Raw genomic sequence first — 17,362 nt, 5'->3', positions numbered from 1 at the left:
AGAAATTGCTGTTAAGCATTTTGCATAAGCACCTCAACAGATGGAAGCGGTATGGAATAATAAATATAAGGGGGATTTAACATGACAACAATCGGTTTTATACGACACGGTGTAACAGCTTGGAATAAAGAAGGACGGGCTCAAGGAAGTACTGATGTACCACTTGATGAAGAGGGCATCCACATGGCAGAGCGTGTTGCTAATAGGATGGAGCATGAAGAGTGGGATGTTATTTATACAAGCCCGTTAATTCGTGCAAAAAGAACGGCAGAAATTATTGCAGAAAAGCAGCCAACACTCGATTTTTATGTAGACAAGCGGTTAGGTGAAATTGGTGGTGGAATTATTGAAGGAACTACGGAAGCAGAACGAGTAGCGAAGTGGGGAGCTGAGTGGAGAAAGTTGGACATTGGTTTTGAGCCGGAGGAGGCAATTATCTCTAGAGGAATGTCCTTTATTGAAGATATGAAAGAAGCACATCCTGGTAAAAGAATTTTAGTAGTAAGTCATGGCGGATTTATCGGACGACTTTTACATGCTCTTATTCCAAATCGGGACTTTGAAAACGATATAGGTAATACCTCAGTTACTGTAGTTGAGCTTCAAGATGATGAAAATCTATGCCATCTTTTTAACTGTATGAACCATCTGGAAAAGAAGGAAGTCTAATGAATAAAGACGCGAATTATTTCATACAGCATTTAAATTTAGAACCTCATCCAGAAGGTGGATATTTTAAAAGTACCCACGCTTCTGAGGAGACACTCGATGCTTTTGGGGCGACTCGAAAGCAGTACACAAGCATTTACTTTTTGTTAGGGGAAGGCGACATATCTCATTTTCACCGATTAAAGTCAGATGAACTATGGTATTTCCATGGTGGAAGTTCGCTAATTGTACATGTAATTGATGAAGAAGGAAGTTATGTTGAACATAAATTAGGACTAGATATTGAAAATGGGGAATCCCCACAAGTACTTGTTCCTAGAAATTCAATTTTTGGTTCATCTGTCGTGAATAATGGAGCTTTTTCTCTCGTAGGATGTATGGTATCACCTGGCTTTGATTTTGAAGACTTCGAGCTTTTCACGCAAAGTGAATTGCTAGAGAAATATCCGGAACATGAACAAATTATTCGTAAGATGGCATATGAGAAATTGTAAGATAATGGCTAATGGATACAGAAATGCTTATAAAAGCAACTAACCCAACTTCTAAAGCAACTAACTAATACGGAGAGCAACCAATTCAAAAAATGCCCTCTGAGGACATTTGTACTCGAAGGGCATTACACATTCATTGATTCAGTTTAATATATTTTTCACCAAGAAATTCTTTTACCTCGTAGCTATCTGCAACTAATTCTTTTTCAACGAAGGTTGCAACATCTTGTTGTGCTAAATTATAAAGCTCTTCGATTTCACGAGAGAATAGTAATCCTTCTTTTTGTAATACGCTTTGTAATGTATTGGGAGTCTTTGGTTGAATATTGTCATCTGGAAGTATTTGTTTCAATGCTTGTACATAGTAGTCGAAGGACCGAGCCCCTACTACTTTTACACCCTTTTGCTCTTCATTTAAGAAAATAATAGTTGGGAAGCCGCGTACTCCTAGTCGACTTGCCATGATGAAATCTTCTTGCAAGCTTTCTTGCGCGGCTGGAAGATGAGATTCTTTTACGATTTCTTCTCCGTTTAAACCGATGCTATCTACGATGTCGATTAGTAATTGATCATTACTAATATTTTTATTGAATGGGAATACGGCTTCTCTTGTTTTTCGTAAAAATACAGGAGCTAAGCTTGCATCTTTTTGTTGCACTACTTTATAGACACGTGACGGGATATAAGACGAAGTAACTGGATCCTCGAACCAGAAGCTACCGTCGATAGGCATACGAGTATGCTCGCCGACTTCTCGCCAGTGTCCTGCTACATCCCCGGGTCCTGAAATTCCGTTGGATACATCGGCAAATCCGTCCCATTTTTCGAGCATGCCACCCATTAACGTATGCAGGTTAACATATTGACCGTACTCTTCCATAAACTTACGTAATGTTGGTTCTAATGCCCAACAATGCGAGCAAATTGGATCGGTTACATAGTAAAGATCGACTTTTTTACTCGGTACAGTTAAATCGATTAGTTCCATTTCAGTATTACCTTCGCCTGCTGGCCCACAAATACCTGTTTCTAAATCACACATCATGGAATTATTATTCGTCATGTTGTTACCCCTTTTCTAATGTAATATGTTGTTTTGCCCAAGCGTGTACCGGTTTAAGTGCTTCTGCAAGTTCTTGCCCGGAAACTGATAAATGGTAAGAAATTTGGACAGAAGGGTCTACAGTCGTTTTTTTCTCCACTAGCCCATGTTCCGCAAGTTCTGTCAACTTAAGTGACAATGCCCGAGGTGTAATGTCGGTTAAATCCTTTCTCATATCCGAGAAATGAGCACAATAATTTGGGCAATTAAATAAATAATGAACGATTAAACCGTTCCAACGTCTTCCAAGTATTTCAAAAGATGATTCTAAATATGGACAAATTTTCATCGCATTTATCCCTCTTTTCTACTTCATTGTAAATTAGTATAATAAATATATCAAGTATAAAAAATATACTTTGTGAGAAAAGATTATAGAAAGGGAAAGAAGGGAAAACCAATAAGGAGGAGGGTTGTTGAATGATAAAAAAGGTTGGAATCATTTTCTTATTATTTGTTGTTATCGCGATTATTATGATGATAATGGAAGATAAAAATAAAACGAACGAAACGATAGATAAAGAAAAACAGCCTAGGGAAATAATAGCTCTACCAGAGGCTGAATCACTTGTTGCACTTGTTTTTGAACTTGCAGCAAAAGGACAAGTTTTAGATGTACCTTTTATCGTAGGTAAAACAGGTATACAGGAAGTGTATGAATTATGGGGAGAATCAGCGAAAAAAAGCGACTTTTCCATGGCTACATATGAAGATTACCCTTCCAAAAAGGCTACGATTGGTCATCAGTCTAATATAGTATTTGATATAAGAAGCAACTCCGAAACTATCCAGCAAATACGTTTAAAGGATATTGAAACGGTAAAAGGAGAAGCAGATGCAGTTCGGTATGATGAAGCTGGCCAACTAATACTCGTTTATGAGGTAGAATCGGATCACCAACTAAAGTGGATCATTCCGAAACCAACTGAAAGCGAACCAAATCCAGAGGTTGATCATATATCCGTTGCTACAGATACAGAAGAAGTCATGGAACAAGAAATACCAATGATAGGGGAGATGACTTTAAGAGAAAAAATAGGGCAAATGATCTTTGCAGGAGTGAAAGGAACCGACATTTCTAAAGAGACAAAGCAATTAGTTTCAACGGAAAAAGTAGGTGGTCTCATTTTTTATAAAAATAATCTAAAGGATGTAAAAGAAACAACTGCATTATTAAACGCAATAAAAAAAGAAAGTGAAAATGAAAAGTTGCCACTCTTTTTAGGAGTAGATCAAGAAGGAGGTAGAATTTCCCGATTACCTGGACTTAGCAAGTTACCAACCAATCAGGAGATAGGGAAACTTAATGATCCATCCTTTTCTTATGAAATAGGTACACACTTAGGAGAGGAAATGAACGCTTTCGGTTTTAATCTTGACTTTGCTCCAGTGTTGGACGTGAATAGTAATCCGAAAAATCCAGTTATCGGGGATCGTTCATTTAGCAGCAATGTAGATATTGTAAGTGAACTTGGTATTCAAACGATGAAAGGCATTCAAAGTCAACAGGTTATTGCTGTTGTGAAGCATTTTCCAGGACATGGGGATACGGAAGTGGATTCACATTTAGAACTTCCAATCATTCAAAAGAGCTTGGGTGATTTACAAAAACTTGAATTGGTTCCATTTGAAAATGCAATTGGAGATGGAGCGGACGTTGTCATGGTTGCCCATATTTTATTGCCCAAAATTGATCCTGAGTTTCCGGCGTCAATGTCGCATGAAATTATTACTGGAATACTTAGAAACCGGATGCAGTTCGATGGTGTTGTCATGACGGATGATATGACGATGAATGCAATAACGGACAATTACGATATTGGTCAAGCAGCTATTGAAGCAGTAAAAGCAGGAAATGATATTGTATTAATTGCACATGATTATACAAATATAAAAAAAGCGATAGATGCAATTGTAAAAGCAGTAAACGATGGGGAAATTTCAGTGGAAAGAATAGATGAAAGCGTGAATCGCATTCTTTCTTTAAAAGAAAAGTACAACCTAACGAATAAGGAAGTAAGTGAAGTAAAAATACAACAATTGAATAAAGCCATTGAACAATTAACCCTTAAATTAGAAACTCACAAGCGTCATTAAGATCGAAACCTGTTTCCATCTTTAAGAAAGAGGCTGGTCGTGACGTCAGTCGCGACAAGCCTCTCTTTTTTCGGTCCTTTTCAAATACCATTTTCCCTTAAGCTAATATACAACGAACCATTCGTTTGAAGCTGGGCATAATAAACTTGATCCACCGAATCAACACCTTGTTTCCTCAGCTTTTTCATCACCCACTCTTCTGTTAAATCCATCTCTAAAAGATTTTTCTTAACGATCTTCCCATCCGATATAATTTCGGAAGGCATATAAGTTGGAAGTGAAACATCTGCTTTTACATCTAGTTTGGTTGCCTCTTGTTGCGCAACTTTTTTAAAGACACTTAGTTTTCCGTTCGTTTCAAGAACTGCATAATGAACGTCTTGAATGGAGAAAATAGATTGTTCTCGAAGCATCATTAGTACATCATCCATATGTAGGCGCGCTTTTTTAATGGATTTAAAAGAGATTTCTCCGTCTTTAATAACAATTGAAGGATTATCGTCGACAAGCGTGCGGACCTTTGGGGACTTTAACGTAATATAACTCATGACTAATGTTAGGATTGCCCACCAAATAAGAGCAATATAACCGTCGATAAAAGGAGTTTCCTTTTGGGCTGCAATTTCGGAAGCAATTGAACCAATCGTAATACCAGTAATATAGTGGAAAAAAGTAAGTTGGCTCAGTTGTTTTTTTCCTAATAACCTAGCAAGTAGAAGGAGGGTTGCAAAAGAAACTGTCGTACGAATAATCATTTCCCAAAAATGAATATCAAATAAATCTTTCATTTATCTAAACTCCTTTGTAAATTAAGTTCTCCTATCTACTCTTTCCAAAATTGTTTGAACTATTCATTTTCTTTTTGCGTTATAATGAATCCATTACTATTATTTCGAGAGAAGAAAGAGTGTGATGCGTACAATGCAGACAAATAAAGTTTCGAATAAATTAGGGAATCCGGTTTATCCAATCATGTTTGCAATTGGTGTTTGCCATTTATTTAATGACTCTCTCCAGGCAGTGATTCCAGCAATGTTCCCAGTGTTGGCAAAAGAAATTGGGTTAACTTTTACACAATTAGGTTTAATTTCTTTTACGTTAAACATAGTGGCATCCGTATTGCAGCCAGTTGTGGGATTTATTAGTGATAAAAAACCGATGCCATATGCACTACCACTTGGAATGACCAGTTCCTTTATCGGAATGGCGGGACTTGCATTCGCTCCCCAATATTGGATCATTCTCGTGTCTGTTATCTTTTTAGGGCTTGGTTCTGCAGTTTTTCACCCAGAAGGATCGCGTGTTTCGTTCATGGCAGCAGGATCTAAAAGAGGACTTTCCCAATCGATTTATCAAGTAGGAGGGAATTCTGGACAAGCTCTGGCACCACTTATAAGTGCATTTATCCTTGTGCCACTTGGTCAAAAAGGAGCAGCTCTTTTTTTAGTCGTTGCAGCGGTTGGGATTTTCATCTTATCTAAAATCTCAGCGTGGTATAAAAAACGGTTAGAGGAGGAAAGTTTAGCGAACAAGAAAAGAAAGCTTATTTCATCGTTATCATCGCTTTCTAAAAAGCAAGTAGGAATTGCATTAACGCTTTTGATGGTAATTATTTTTGCACGTTCATTTTACGTGACAAATATGACGAATTTCTACATATTTCATTTAATGGAGAACTACGGTTTTACGATTCAAAAAGGGCAGCTATTTATATTTATCTTCCTTGCGCTTGGAGCAGTAGGTACGTTTTTTGGGGGACCGTGGGCGGATCGATTAGGTAGAAAAAATGTGATTTTGCTATCGGTTATTGTACCGATACCGCTTGCTATTATATTACCGTATGTTCCAATTTGGGCGGTTGTCTTATTGCTTATTTTGATCGGTTTTTTCATTATGTTAAGTTTTTCCGTAACTGTCGTGTATGCACAAGAACTTGTGCCAAGTAAAATAGGAACGATGGCAGGGTTAACGGTTGGACTAGCATTTGGAATGGGAGCGGTAGGAGCAGTAGTCATCGGTGTTCTAATGGATCATGTAGGTGTTTACACAACAATGATTATTGTTTCCCTATTGCCTCTCATTGGATTAATAGCACTTGCATTACCGAGGGATCGTAAAGCTACTGTTTAAGAATAATAAAGAAAGAGTGACCCTTGTAAAGAGTCACTCTTTTTATAATTTGACACTACAACCATCTGGTACTTGAGATGAATCTGTAACCAAATTATCTTGAATATGAACTTGATGCATTTTGTTATTATGCATAAACTTGAAAATACCATTGTCGAAATCTGTCCCAATCTCTTTAAAGAAAATACCTTCTTGGCACATGTTTTTAGCACAAGTAAATGAAACTTTATAAGAGTCGCCATCCACGACTAAATAAGCCCGGACTCCCTTTTCAAACATACCTTCCTCTTCATCTTTCACAGAACGATCCACAGAAACAACATGGAAGTCAACAAATGGAATTTCTCTTAACAATACGTTCATAAAAGAACCTTTTGTAATTTCTTCCCATCTACTTTGAGCAGTTTGTCCAATAATAATTTGTGTAATATTAAGTTGGTGAGCAACTTCCTTAATTACTTTTGGAGAAGGACGTTTTTCGTTATCACGAACGATAAACTCTTCTACTTCCAATTCCTCAGCTAGGTTTTTCCAATCCTCAATATATCCAGATCTTTCAGCGTCGAACGCATCATATGGAAGTGGGTCAACAGTTAGAATATATAGTGGGCAATCTAACATGCTTGCCATCTTATGTCCTCTTCTTATAAGTCGTTCTCCATTTGGGCCGTAGTATACGCAGACAAGTATACTTTCATCCATTCGACCTTTTGCGTGTTTCACGGTTGTCTACACCTCGATTATATTTATTAATTTAATCTATCTCCATGCATGTTTTATATCAAAAAAAGTTGCTAATAATCACATCAAGTGCAGTGATTAGGTCTTTCGTGTATAATTATAGGGTATATGCATTACGTATTAGAAAAGCAAAAGAATTGCTTTTCGCTTAATCAAGCAATGGTAAACACCTCAAATTCTTCTAAAGTACATAAGGACCTCATATGGATTCCTATTATGCTACTAGTTACTGGGATAGTCAAGTATCCCTTTTCAAATGAAATAATTCTTACAAAACCCAAAATTCATATAAAGTGTTTTGGAAATAGGAGGCTACAATTTGTTTTCAGTTACTTTCGCTATTATCCTGCCATTTATAATAGCCGCACTCGTACCATTCCTTTATAGGCGTTTCAAATTTATGCATATCGGGTGGCTAGTCATGTTAGTACCCATGACGTTATTCATAATGCTTGCTAGGCTGATTCCCTCGGTAGCAAGTGGTAAAACATTTATCCATACATACAAATGGATTCCCTCATTAAACATTAATTTCACTACTTATTTGGATGGTTTAAGTATGATATTGGGATTACTTATTACCGGTGTAGGTAGTTTAGTTATTCTCTATTCTATTTACTATCTTTCTACGAAAGAATCACTTCAACATTTTTACTGCTATCTATTACTATTCATGGGTGCCATGCTCGGTGTCGTGTTTTCCGATAACCTGATGGTATTATATGTGTTTTGGGAATTAACAAGTGTTTCTTCTTTCTTATTAATTGCATTTTGGAATCACCGTAAGGCATCAAGACTAGGCGCACAAAAGGCAATGCTTATCACGGTAAGTGGTGGAATTGCTATGCTAGTAGGTTTTATCATGCTACACATGATTACTGGTTCCTTTAGTATACGTGAAATTATCGCAAGTGTAGGGGACTTTGCGGATCACTCTTTATTTGTTCCTGCGATGATTTTAGTATTACTCGGTGCATTTACTAAATCTGCTCAGTTTCCTTTTCATATTTGGTTGCCGGACGCAATGGAGGCGCCGACACCTGTTAGTGCTTATTTACACTCCGCGACGATGGTGAAAGCCGGTATTTATTTAGTTGCTCGTTTTACACCAGTTTTTGGTGGAGATCAAATTTGGTTTTGGGCCGTGAGTGGTGTTGGTATGATCACATTGTTCTGGGGATCGTTTAGTGCCGTTCGTCAAACGGATTTAAAAGCATTATTAGCCTATTCTACTGTTAGTCAGCTTGGTCTTATTATGAGTTTGCTTGGGCTTGGCTCGATAGCGTTACAGTTTGGATACTCTGCAGATTCTATTTTATATACACAAGCTACTTTTGCAGCTTTGTTTCACTTGATCAATCATTCTACATTTAAAGGTGCTCTATTCATGGTTGTTGGGATTGTCGATCATGAGCTAGGAACACGTGATATTAGGCGATTAGGTGGATTAATGACTTATATGCCATTTACGTTTACGGTAGGGGTTATCGGAAGCTTGTCTATGGCGGGGATGCCATTATTTAATGGATTTTTAAGTAAGGAAATGTTTTTTGCTGCGACTGTACAAATCATGAATGCGGATGTATTTTCTTTGCAATCGCTTGGGATTATTTTCCCAATCGTCGCTTGGATAGCTAGTGTATTCACATTTGTTTACTGTTTGATTATTATTTTTAAAACATTTCTTGGTCCTGTCCAACGAGAGAAGTTGGATAAGCCTCTTCATGAGGCACCAATGGGAATGCTTATTTCTCCAATAATTTTAAGTGTATTCGTTGTTGGTATTTTCTTTTTACCAAATCTTTTGGGCGCCTTTATACTGAAGCCGGCGATGGGGAGTATTTATCCTACGTTTGGGGACCCCGCGAATCTCACCCCTCATATATCTGCTTGGCATGGAATCAAACCGGAATTACTGATGACAATTGGCGTTATTGTAGTCGGAGGCTTCTTATATCTACTACTTAAAAAGTGGAAACCGGTTTATGGGCTATTGTCTTCTAGGTATACGCTTAATGCATTTTATAATAATTTTCTAGCTTTTGTGGAAAGTAAATCTACGATCGTAACGAATAAATATATGACAGGTCTGTTAAGAGATTATTTAGTTTATATTTATCTGTTTTTTATCGTAACAGTTGGAGCATTCTTCTTTTATTCGGGTGCATTTTCACTGAATGTATCGATGCATGCACAGATAAGAGTTTATGAAGTTATTTTAGTCGGAGTAATGGCTATTGCTGCGGTAGCGATGCTATTTTCGAGGTCACGTATAACTGCAACTTTGCTTAATGGAGTGTTAGGATATTCGATAGCCATTTTCTTTGTTATTTTTCGAGCACCTGATTTGGCGTTAACGCAATTAGTTGTAGAATCTGTTACAACTGCATTATTTCTTTTAGCTTTTTCTCATTTACCTGATTGGAAAAAAGAGAAGGTATCATCTAAAACGAAGGTGACAAATGCGTTGATTTCAGTAGGTGTTGGTGCAGTTGTTGTATTGGTAGCATTAGCAGTATTAAATTACGACCGCTTCGAAACCATTTCTACGTTTTTTGAGAATGCTTATGAGCTAGCAGGCGGTGCGAATATCGTAAATGCTATTTTAGGTGATTTCCGAGGGTTTGATACGATGCTTGAAGTTGTTGTTCTCTTTATAGCTGGCTTAGGTGTTTATACGATGATAAAGCTAAGAGAGAAAAAGGGGGATGAAAACATTGAAGATAAATGATGTCATCTTGCGCACAGTATCCAAAATTGTCGTATTCATTATTTTAACATTCGGGGTGTACTTATTCCTTTCCGGTCATAATACCCCAGGTGGTGGGTTTATCGGTGGTTTAGTTCTAGCATCTGCTATTGTGCTTTTATACCTTTCAGGCGACATGGAAACAGTTAAAAAAAGTCTTCCGCTTGATTTTAAGCTCGTTGCAGCTTTTGGTGTGCTACTCGCAACTGCGACTGGATTTGGTTCCATTTTCTTCGGTGTGCAGTTCATGTCACAAACATTTGCGTATTTTGACTTGCCTATCTTTGGAAAGACGGAGCTTACAACTGTTACCATTTTTGAAGCGGGAGTAGCGCTTGCCGTAGTTGGCGTAGTTGTTACAATAATTTTAAGTATAAGCGAGGATGAGTAGTCGATGGAAACGATCATTATACTGTTAATCGGAATTTTAGTTGCCGTTGGAACATATCTAATCCTCTCTCGAAATATTATACGTGTAATATTAGGAACTGCGGTGCTTTCTCATGCGGTTCACATGCTCATCTTAACGATGGGTGGATTAAAAACAGGAAACGTTCCATTGTTGACGGAAGCAGATGCTCCCTATACCGATGCATTGCCACAAGCGTTAATATTAACGGCAATCGTTATTAGTTTTGCAGTAACGGCATTCATCCTTGTATTAGCGTATCGCGCCTATCAAGATATTGGGACGGATGATCTAGATGCACTGAGAGGGACAAATGATGAATAATATAATTGTATTGCCTTTAATAATCCCGATTATGGTCGGAATTTTACTTGTATTTCTTCGACCGTATGTGAAAACGCAGCGTGTCATTAGTTTAGTGACAATGATTAGTTTAGCTGGAATCAGTTTATATATTTTAAATAAAGTACAAACGGACGGAATATTACGGTTAGATTTTGGAGGGTGGGAACCTCCTTTTGGAATTCTGTTTGTTGCAGATTCGTTTGCTATGTTGTTTGTATTAACAGCGTGTATTGTAACTGCTATATGTTTAATCTATGCATTCTCTTCCATTGGAGAACGTCATGAGAAAATGTACTTTTATCCTTTTGTTTTATTTTTAGTTGCGGGGGTAAATGGTTCGTTTCTAACGGGGGACATGTTTAACTTATTTGTTTGCTTTGAAGTGATGCTACTCGCATCCTACGTGTTAGTAACTCTAGGAGGGAAGAAAGCTCAACTGAGAGAGTCGATTAAGTACGTGGTCATTAATATACTTTCTTCCTGGTTTTTCTTAGTTGCGCTCGCCTATTTATATGGCACGTTAGGTACATTAAATATGGCTCATTTGTCTGAGAGGGTAGCTGAAGCGGGGCAGGGTCCTTTACTTACTACAATAAGTATTTTATTTTTAATTGTTTTCAGTTTAAAGGCCGGGTTGTTACTGTTCTTTTGGCTACCAGGTTCTTATAGTGTACCCCCAACAGCAATCGCTGCTTTGTTTGGTGCGTTACTAACGAAAGTTGGTATTTATGCGCTTTTTCGCACGTTTACGTTAATCTTCTACCACGAACCTTCGATTACGCATACATTAATCGGAATTATGGCTGGTGTAACGTTAATCGTTGGGTGTATTGGTGCGATTGCTTATAAAGACCTTCGTTTAATCACATCATATAATGTGGTCATTGCGGTTGGATTTATATTAGTAGGTTTAGCAGTTGCTACGCAAGTATCGTTAGAAGGTTCTATCTATTATGTTATTCACGACATGATTGCGAAAGCAATGCTATTTTTGATAGCTGGTACGATGATTGCCTTAACAGGTAAAACAAAAATTAATGAAATAAGTGGGTTAATACGAAACTATCCGCTGTTTGGTTGGATGGTGTTTGTTGTTACGTGTTCGCTTACTGGGATACCGCCACTAAGCGGTTTTGTTGGTAAAGTGTTAGTTGGACAAGGTGCAATCGAGTCAGGCTCTTACGTATTACTTGCTCTTGCTTTCCTATCGAGTATTGTAGTGTTGTATTCACTTCTCCGCATATTCTTGAATTCTATTTTTGGAGAAACGATTATTAGTCCGGAAGATAAGATACCACTAAAAAAAGGAATGATTATCCCTGTCGTTTTACTTGGTGTTGGAACAGTTGCGCTTGGGCTAGGTGCAGAATTTTTATCAGGATATATAAATAATGCGGCATATACACTATCTAACCCTTCTGTTTATATAGAAGCAGTATTAGGTGGAAATAAGTAATGGGAGAGGTGTTGAAAAGTGCCAGCACAGTTTTTATTTAATTTATTTATCGCTTTTCTTTGGATGTTGCTACAGGATGAAGAAGAGCTAAGAATTACTACTTTTTTCGGTGGGTTTCTCGTTGGAATTGTTATTATCTTCTTAATGCATCGTTTTTTCGGTACACAGTTTTATTTAAGAAGATTATACTCGATTATTAAATTGATTTTTATATTTATATCCGAGTTGGCAACGTCAAGTGTATTGATCAGTAAGCAAATTTTAAGTCCAAAGCTAAAGATTAAGCCAGGAATTTTTACGTATAAAACAGAACTCCGAGGAGATTGGGAAATTACGACGCTTGCTATGTTGCTGACCCTAACACCTGGATCGGTCGTAATGGAAGTAAACCCAGCTGGGGATATGTTCTATATCCATGCAATGGATATAGAGCAATCTAAAGCGGATGTCTTACGATCGATTACAAAGTTTGAGATGGCGATTATGGAGGTGACACGCTAATGGTAGAGAAAATACTTCTTATAGCACTTGCCTTATTTGCCTTTTCTATTGCACTCGCGTTATTTCGAATTATTAAAGGACCATCTATGCCCGACCGAGCGGTTGCTTTAGATATGATTGGTGTGAACTTAATCTCCATGATTGCAGTTATTTCGATTGTGTTAAAAACGAAAGCTTTTTTAGAAGCAATCCTTATTTTAGGAATACTTGCTTTTATTAGTACGATTGCTATTTCGAAATATGTGGAAAGGGGGGTTATCGTTGAACGCAAGTCAGACGATTGAAATAGGGGCAGCACTTGTCATATTGCTAGGTAGTATTATGAGTATTATAAGTGCACTTGGGATAATCCGACTTCCTGATGTATATACGAGATCTCATGCAGCAACCAAAAGTTCAACTTTGGCGGTATTATTATCCCTTTCTGGTGCATTTGTCTACTTTTGGGTGCATGATGGTTTTATCAGTGTAAGATTACTTCTCGGTATTATTTTTGTGTTTTTAACAGCACCTGTTGCAGGACATCTAATTACTCGTGCTGCTTATCGGGGTAGAGTGAAGCTTACAGATAACTCCGCGGACGATGAACTAAAGGAAGTACTCTTTCCGGAAGAAAAATAGTTTTATAATAGAAGCTAACACTTTAAGAGCTTATCTTAAAGTGTTAGCTTCTTTCTACTTTAGGAAGTAATAAAGTAAAATGTGTGCCACTATGTAGAAATAATACGTCTTAATTAGGCTATTAAGTGTCCGCTAGTATCATCCTTAAGACGCATTACTTATTCCTCTACTGCTCAAACTTTTTTAGTAAGAGAATTCTAATATGCACATAAAGGCTTTGTATGTTTTTTTTTTATAGATGAATATTTTTCCAATAAAATAAATGTTCAATTAATTTAGATTAATATATTGCATTCTGATAAAATACATAGTATTATCAAGTCTGATATATTGCATACAGCGGTGATGAAGAAAATCATTTGCATAGCATTCATCTTAGAGGAAATTCTACAAACAGTGAGAAATGATTATTTCTTATATCACAGGAGGAAGAAAGAATGAACACGAAATTATCATTTGCCAATTACCTTGTAATCGGAGTAATGTTATTTGCACTGTTCTTTGGAGCAGGTAATTTAATCTTTCCGGCGAGCTTAGGACAAAACGCTGGTACAAACCTCTGGCCAGCGATTATTGGTTTCTTAGCAACTGGAATAGGATTACCTTTCCTAGGCACACTAGCAATGGGTTTTTCAGGAAGTAAAAATTTACAAGAGTTATCAAGCAGAGTTCATCCAATCTTTGCGGTAATATTTACTTCTTTATTGTACTTAACAATCGGACCATTTTTTGCATTGCCAAGAACAGGAGCAGTTTCTTATGAGATAGGGATTTTACCTTTACCATTTATTTCTGAAGATTTCGCGCAGATTGGATTATTAATTTTTACGATATTTTTCTTTGGAGTTACGATGTTGTTTTCGCTTAATCCATCCAAAATTGTGGATAACGTAGGGAAATACTTATCTCCAGGAATTATTATCGGGTTATTTATCTTATTGTTATTTGTTGTCTTTAAACCAATGGGCGTATTTGAGGAACCCCATGGAAATTATGTGGACAAAGCATTTATGACAGGCTTTACGGAAGGTTACAATACAATGGATGCACTGGCTTCCTTAGTATTTGGTATTATTGTCATCAATGCAATTAGATCATTGGGGATAAATTCAACAAAAGGAATTATTGTAGCAACGGCTAAATCTGGTGGAGTCGCGATTTTCTTTTTAGGTGTCATTTATGCGGGTATTGCCTATTTAGGGGCGACTAGCACAGAAATTTTTGGTTTGTTTGATAATGGAGGACCAGTGTTGAGTAGTGCTTCAGAACATTATTTTGGTTCTTTTGGGATAGCTCTTTTATCTATAGTAATCTTCCTAGCGTGTTTGACTACTAGTATTGGTTTGACGACAGCATGTGGAGAATATTTTCATACGTTAATGCCGAAGATTAGTTATAAGGCCTTTGTTGTTTTCTTCAGTGTGTTTACTTGTATTATTGCTAACTTTGGATTATCTAATATTATTACGTACTCTGTTCCAGTGTTAATGTTATTATATCCATTAGCGATTGTACTCATTTTGTTAACGTTTCTATCTCCGTTGTTTAATCATGCACGACTTGTATATGTAAGTGTAATGTTCATTACGTTTTTAATAAGTGTTATCGATGGTTTTAAAGCATTATGTAATTCTTTAGACATTGAGTATTATAGCTGGTTGAAACCAATTATATCGTTTTATAAGGATACCTTACCTTTCTATGAGGTTGGTCTTGGTTGGCTCATTCCATTTGTCATTGTTACGATTATTACTGGTGTCATCGCTAGGTTCCAACAAGTATAGATGAAAAAAAGGGGCTATCTCCTAAGTCATTTAGTGACTGAGTGATGGTCCCTTTTTTCATGCATTGATTTCCGTTCCAGACGGACGCGTTCCGCGGGCATGGTTTCAATTGCTTCCCTTGGACAACTCATTCTTTAAAATTCTTCAATTGTGTAAATCCAATTTGACCGCATCGTTTCTGCTAGTTTTTGTGCCTCTTTTTCTCGCAGTAGTTTAATAATTTCTGCGTGTTGTTTGATGGAGTACTCTCTTAAAATAATCTTCTCATAATAGAATAATCTTCTTACATGGGCTTGAAGCATTTCTACCATAGAATGTATGTATGGATTATTTGCACTATCTACAATAATTTGATGAAACTCTTCATCTACTTTTAGTGCAACAGTGAATTCTTTCGCATAGAGTGCTTCTGCAAATTGCTTGTTTTTTTCCTCTAGTAGTTGAAGTGTAGCCTCGTCTATATTTGGGATGGCGAGCTCTGCTGCAAGCGCTTGCAATACTGAAAGCGGTGGGAGTAGATTATTAATATCCTCCGTTTCCACCGCTGTGACTTGGGTAGCTCTTCCCGGTTGCATGGACACGAAACCTTGTGACTCTAAAAGTTGCAACGATTCCCGGATCGGTGTTCTACTAACACCTAATGCTTTTGCAAGTTCAATATCATTTAATTTTTCTTGCGGTTGAAGCGTACCATCAATGATCCATTGTTGTAATTGGTTAAAAGCATGGAGTTTAGCGGTAGTACGGACAGGTTTGGCATGATTAACAGGTATTGGCATTAAACACCCTCCTTTCAATTGTCTTAATAGTTCAATAATAGTATACACTATCTAATACGATATATCGTATTTTTATAGTAAATATTTTTATTCCACTATTATTTTTAATTTCAGCGTTTTTACGTCAATTACAGATTCCTCTGCTATTATATCTTGAAGCATTACTTCTTTAAAATAGGCGATACTTTTAGGTAATGGAATATGAAGGATTTTTCGTAATGCAGTCTCGTACATTTTTAAGAATTCAACATCAGTATTGCCACGTTGTAGCTCCGCAAAAGCTTCGTATACTTGATCTAGTTTGTCTGCTAGTTCTAATAATCGCCCTTCGATCGTTTCGTCTTTTCCTTCTTTCATGCGTTCAAAAAACACTGGTTGAAACTCATTAGGAATCTCATTTAATATAAATTTTTCCATCATTTTTTCTTCTACGTGAGAAAGCATTTGTTTCAATTCAGGAGAGGCATGTTTGACAGGTGTTTTAATATCACCGATAAAAATTTCCGCAAAGTCATGATTAATTGTTTTTTCGTAAAGTGATTTCCAGTTGATGTTAGCACCGTTGTTCTCTTCTATTGTAGCAAAAAACATAGCATATTGGGAAACCTTCCAAGAATGTGCAGCTACATTATGCTCCTCAAACTTAAAACGTCCAGGGGCTCGAATAATTCTTTCTAAATCGTTCATGCTCATAAAAAACTTATGAATTCCCATACTTATCACTCCTTTGTATTTATCATACTTCAATAGTTAAAAATAATGTAATGTTTCAATCATGAGAGAAATTGTTTTATTTCGCTGAAATGTGGGAATCCTTATAAGAAGTAAAGGAGGAACTCAAATGGCGAAATATGATGAGTTAAAAATTACGTTACAAAAACGTTTAGACGAACTAGAACATAGTATGGATAATGAAGAAGAATTTGAAACAACAGAGTTATCCAATTACGATAACCATCCAGCTGATAATGCGACAGACCTAGCGGATAAACACACCCGATTAGCACTGCGAAAGCATTATGAGGAGGAGATAGAGGATATAAAAGAGGCTCTAGCTGCAATAGATGAAGGAACTTATGGTGTATGTTCAGAGTGTGGAAAAGAAATTCCAATGGAAAGGCTAGAGGCTGTTCCTACTACAACTACATGCGTGGAGCATGCTCAGCAAGAAGTGAACGAGGAAATACGTCCAGTAGAAGAATCTCTGTTAAATTCTACAACCGATCAACCGGTAGAAGATGAAGATCCTAGACTTAGGGATTATTCAAATAGCTTTGAAATTTTAGAAGAAGTCGGTTCTTCGGATACTCCTTCTGACAAACAGTAAATGTAATGCCTCAGTATACATATGTACTGGGGTTTTTTCTTGCTTTACCAAATCATAAAATCTATTACATGTGGATAACTTTCTACAAGTGATTCCCCATCCAGACTCCAACGCTTGCACTTTTGTTCGTTATCACTGATATACTGTAAGAAAGGGAG

General features: G+C 37.0%; 19 protein-coding genes. 13 read left to right on the top strand and 6 right to left on the bottom strand.

Features of this window, described 5'->3' with window-relative positions; translation table 11 throughout:
- Positions 1 to 81 precede the first annotated feature (81 nt).
- On the top strand, positions 82 to 669 hold the full coding sequence (locus ACIQYS_RS02685; protein WP_402974494.1) for a histidine phosphatase family protein: 588 nt from the start codon (positions 82 to 84) through the stop codon (positions 667 to 669).
- Positions 669 to 1,163, top strand: coding sequence for a cupin domain-containing protein (locus tag ACIQYS_RS02680; RefSeq protein WP_402974491.1), 495 nt, complete (start codon positions 669 to 671; stop codon positions 1,161 to 1,163). Before ACIQYS_RS02685 ends, ACIQYS_RS02680 begins: the two co-directional genes overlap by 1 nt.
- Positions 1,164 to 1,296: 133 nt before the next feature.
- Here the strand turns inward: ACIQYS_RS02680 and ACIQYS_RS02675 are convergent, their stop codons facing one another.
- Positions 1,297 to 2,226: a DsbA family protein gene (locus ACIQYS_RS02675; RefSeq protein WP_402974488.1), complete on the bottom strand. Its 930-nt coding sequence runs from the start codon at positions 2,224 to 2,226 to the stop codon at positions 1,297 to 1,299.
- A 4-nt stretch (positions 2,227 to 2,230) separates the two neighbouring features.
- Complete coding sequence (locus ACIQYS_RS02670) at positions 2,231 to 2,554, bottom strand: winged helix-turn-helix transcriptional regulator (RefSeq protein WP_402974485.1); 324 nt, start codon at positions 2,552 to 2,554, stop codon at positions 2,231 to 2,233.
- A gap of 131 nt (positions 2,555 to 2,685) precedes the next feature.
- Here ACIQYS_RS02670 and nagZ point away from each other — a divergent pair, with 131 nt between their 5' ends.
- Complete coding sequence (nagZ, locus tag ACIQYS_RS02665; RefSeq protein ID WP_402974482.1) at positions 2,686 to 4,362, top strand: beta-N-acetylhexosaminidase; 1,677 nt, start codon at positions 2,686 to 2,688, stop codon at positions 4,360 to 4,362.
- A gap of 80 nt (positions 4,363 to 4,442) precedes the next feature.
- On the opposite strand, the gene ACIQYS_RS02660 is transcribed toward nagZ, so the two are convergent.
- Positions 4,443 to 5,150, bottom strand: coding sequence for a YetF domain-containing protein (locus ACIQYS_RS02660; RefSeq protein ID WP_402974479.1), 708 nt, complete (start codon positions 5,148 to 5,150; stop codon positions 4,443 to 4,445).
- A gap of 124 nt (positions 5,151 to 5,274) precedes the next feature.
- Between ACIQYS_RS02660 and ACIQYS_RS02655 the strand changes: the two genes are divergently transcribed.
- Entirely contained in the window at positions 5,275 to 6,492 is a 1,218-nt protein-coding gene (locus tag ACIQYS_RS02655) for an MFS transporter (RefSeq protein WP_402974476.1), read from the top strand.
- 42 nt (positions 6,493 to 6,534) lie between these two features.
- On the opposite strand, the gene ACIQYS_RS02650 is transcribed toward ACIQYS_RS02655, so the two are convergent.
- A complete protein-coding gene (locus tag ACIQYS_RS02650; RefSeq protein WP_402974473.1) occupies positions 6,535 to 7,215 on the bottom strand; it encodes a universal stress protein in 681 nt (226 codons plus the stop codon).
- A 337-nt stretch (positions 7,216 to 7,552) separates the two neighbouring features.
- Here ACIQYS_RS02650 and ACIQYS_RS02645 point away from each other — a divergent pair, with 337 nt between their 5' ends.
- The 8 genes from ACIQYS_RS02645 to brnQ all read left to right on the top strand — a co-directional run bounded on the left by ACIQYS_RS02645 (position 7,553) and on the right by brnQ (position 15,098).
- A complete protein-coding gene (locus ACIQYS_RS02645) occupies positions 7,553 to 9,964 on the top strand; it encodes a Na+/H+ antiporter subunit A (protein ID WP_402974470.1) in 2,412 nt (803 codons plus the stop codon).
- A complete protein-coding gene (locus tag ACIQYS_RS02640; protein WP_402974467.1) occupies positions 9,951 to 10,373 on the top strand; it encodes a Na(+)/H(+) antiporter subunit B in 423 nt (140 codons plus the stop codon). Before ACIQYS_RS02645 ends, ACIQYS_RS02640 begins: the two co-directional genes overlap by 14 nt.
- A gap of 3 nt (positions 10,374 to 10,376) precedes the next feature.
- The gene (locus tag ACIQYS_RS02635; protein WP_402974460.1) at positions 10,377 to 10,715 is read left to right on the top strand and encodes a Na(+)/H(+) antiporter subunit C; all 339 of its coding nucleotides are present in this window, start codon (positions 10,377 to 10,379) and stop codon (positions 10,713 to 10,715) included.
- Positions 10,708 to 12,192, top strand: a complete 1,485-nt coding sequence (locus ACIQYS_RS02630) for a Na+/H+ antiporter subunit D (protein WP_402974457.1) — start codon at positions 10,708 to 10,710, stop codon at positions 12,190 to 12,192. The genes ACIQYS_RS02635 and ACIQYS_RS02630 overlap by 8 nt, the downstream gene beginning before the upstream one ends.
- 18 nt (positions 12,193 to 12,210) lie before the next feature.
- Positions 12,211 to 12,693, top strand: coding sequence for a Na+/H+ antiporter subunit E (locus tag ACIQYS_RS02625; RefSeq protein ID WP_402974455.1), 483 nt, complete (start codon positions 12,211 to 12,213; stop codon positions 12,691 to 12,693).
- Positions 12,693 to 12,977 (top strand): Na(+)/H(+) antiporter subunit F1, encoded by a 285-nt coding sequence (locus tag ACIQYS_RS02620; protein ID WP_402974452.1) that lies wholly within the window; start codon positions 12,693 to 12,695, stop codon positions 12,975 to 12,977. Before ACIQYS_RS02625 ends, ACIQYS_RS02620 begins: the two co-directional genes overlap by 1 nt.
- The gene (locus ACIQYS_RS02615; RefSeq protein WP_402974449.1) at positions 12,955 to 13,314 is read left to right on the top strand and encodes a Na+/H+ antiporter subunit G; all 360 of its coding nucleotides are present in this window, start codon (positions 12,955 to 12,957) and stop codon (positions 13,312 to 13,314) included. Before ACIQYS_RS02620 ends, ACIQYS_RS02615 begins: the two co-directional genes overlap by 23 nt.
- A gap of 437 nt (positions 13,315 to 13,751) precedes the next feature.
- Entirely contained in the window at positions 13,752 to 15,098 is a 1,347-nt protein-coding gene (gene brnQ / locus ACIQYS_RS02610; RefSeq protein WP_402974446.1) for a branched-chain amino acid transport system II carrier protein, read from the top strand.
- Positions 15,099 to 15,232: 134 nt separating this feature from the next.
- Here brnQ and ACIQYS_RS02605 read toward each other — a convergent pair whose 3' ends face one another.
- Both ACIQYS_RS02605 and ACIQYS_RS02600 read right to left on the bottom strand, forming a co-directional pair.
- Positions 15,233 to 15,877 carry a GntR family transcriptional regulator gene (locus tag ACIQYS_RS02605; protein ID WP_402974443.1) on the bottom strand — a complete coding sequence of 215 codons (645 nt, stop codon included), beginning with the start codon at positions 15,875 to 15,877 and terminating at the stop codon, positions 15,233 to 15,235.
- Between the two features lie 87 nt (positions 15,878 to 15,964).
- Entirely contained in the window at positions 15,965 to 16,591 is a 627-nt protein-coding gene (locus tag ACIQYS_RS02600; protein ID WP_402974440.1) for a YfbR-like 5'-deoxynucleotidase, read from the bottom strand.
- 127 nt (positions 16,592 to 16,718) lie between these two features.
- Between ACIQYS_RS02600 and ACIQYS_RS02595 the strand changes: the two genes are divergently transcribed.
- Entirely contained in the window at positions 16,719 to 17,204 is a 486-nt protein-coding gene (locus ACIQYS_RS02595; RefSeq protein ID WP_402974437.1) for a TraR/DksA C4-type zinc finger protein, read from the top strand.
- The last annotated feature ends 158 nt before the right edge of the window (positions 17,205 to 17,362 follow it).

The organism is Psychrobacillus sp. NPDC096426 (assembly GCF_044762745.1).
Taxonomy (GTDB): Bacteria; Bacillota; Bacilli; order Bacillales_A; family Planococcaceae; genus Psychrobacillus.
This window is presented reverse-complemented; position numbering and strand designations above follow the sequence as displayed.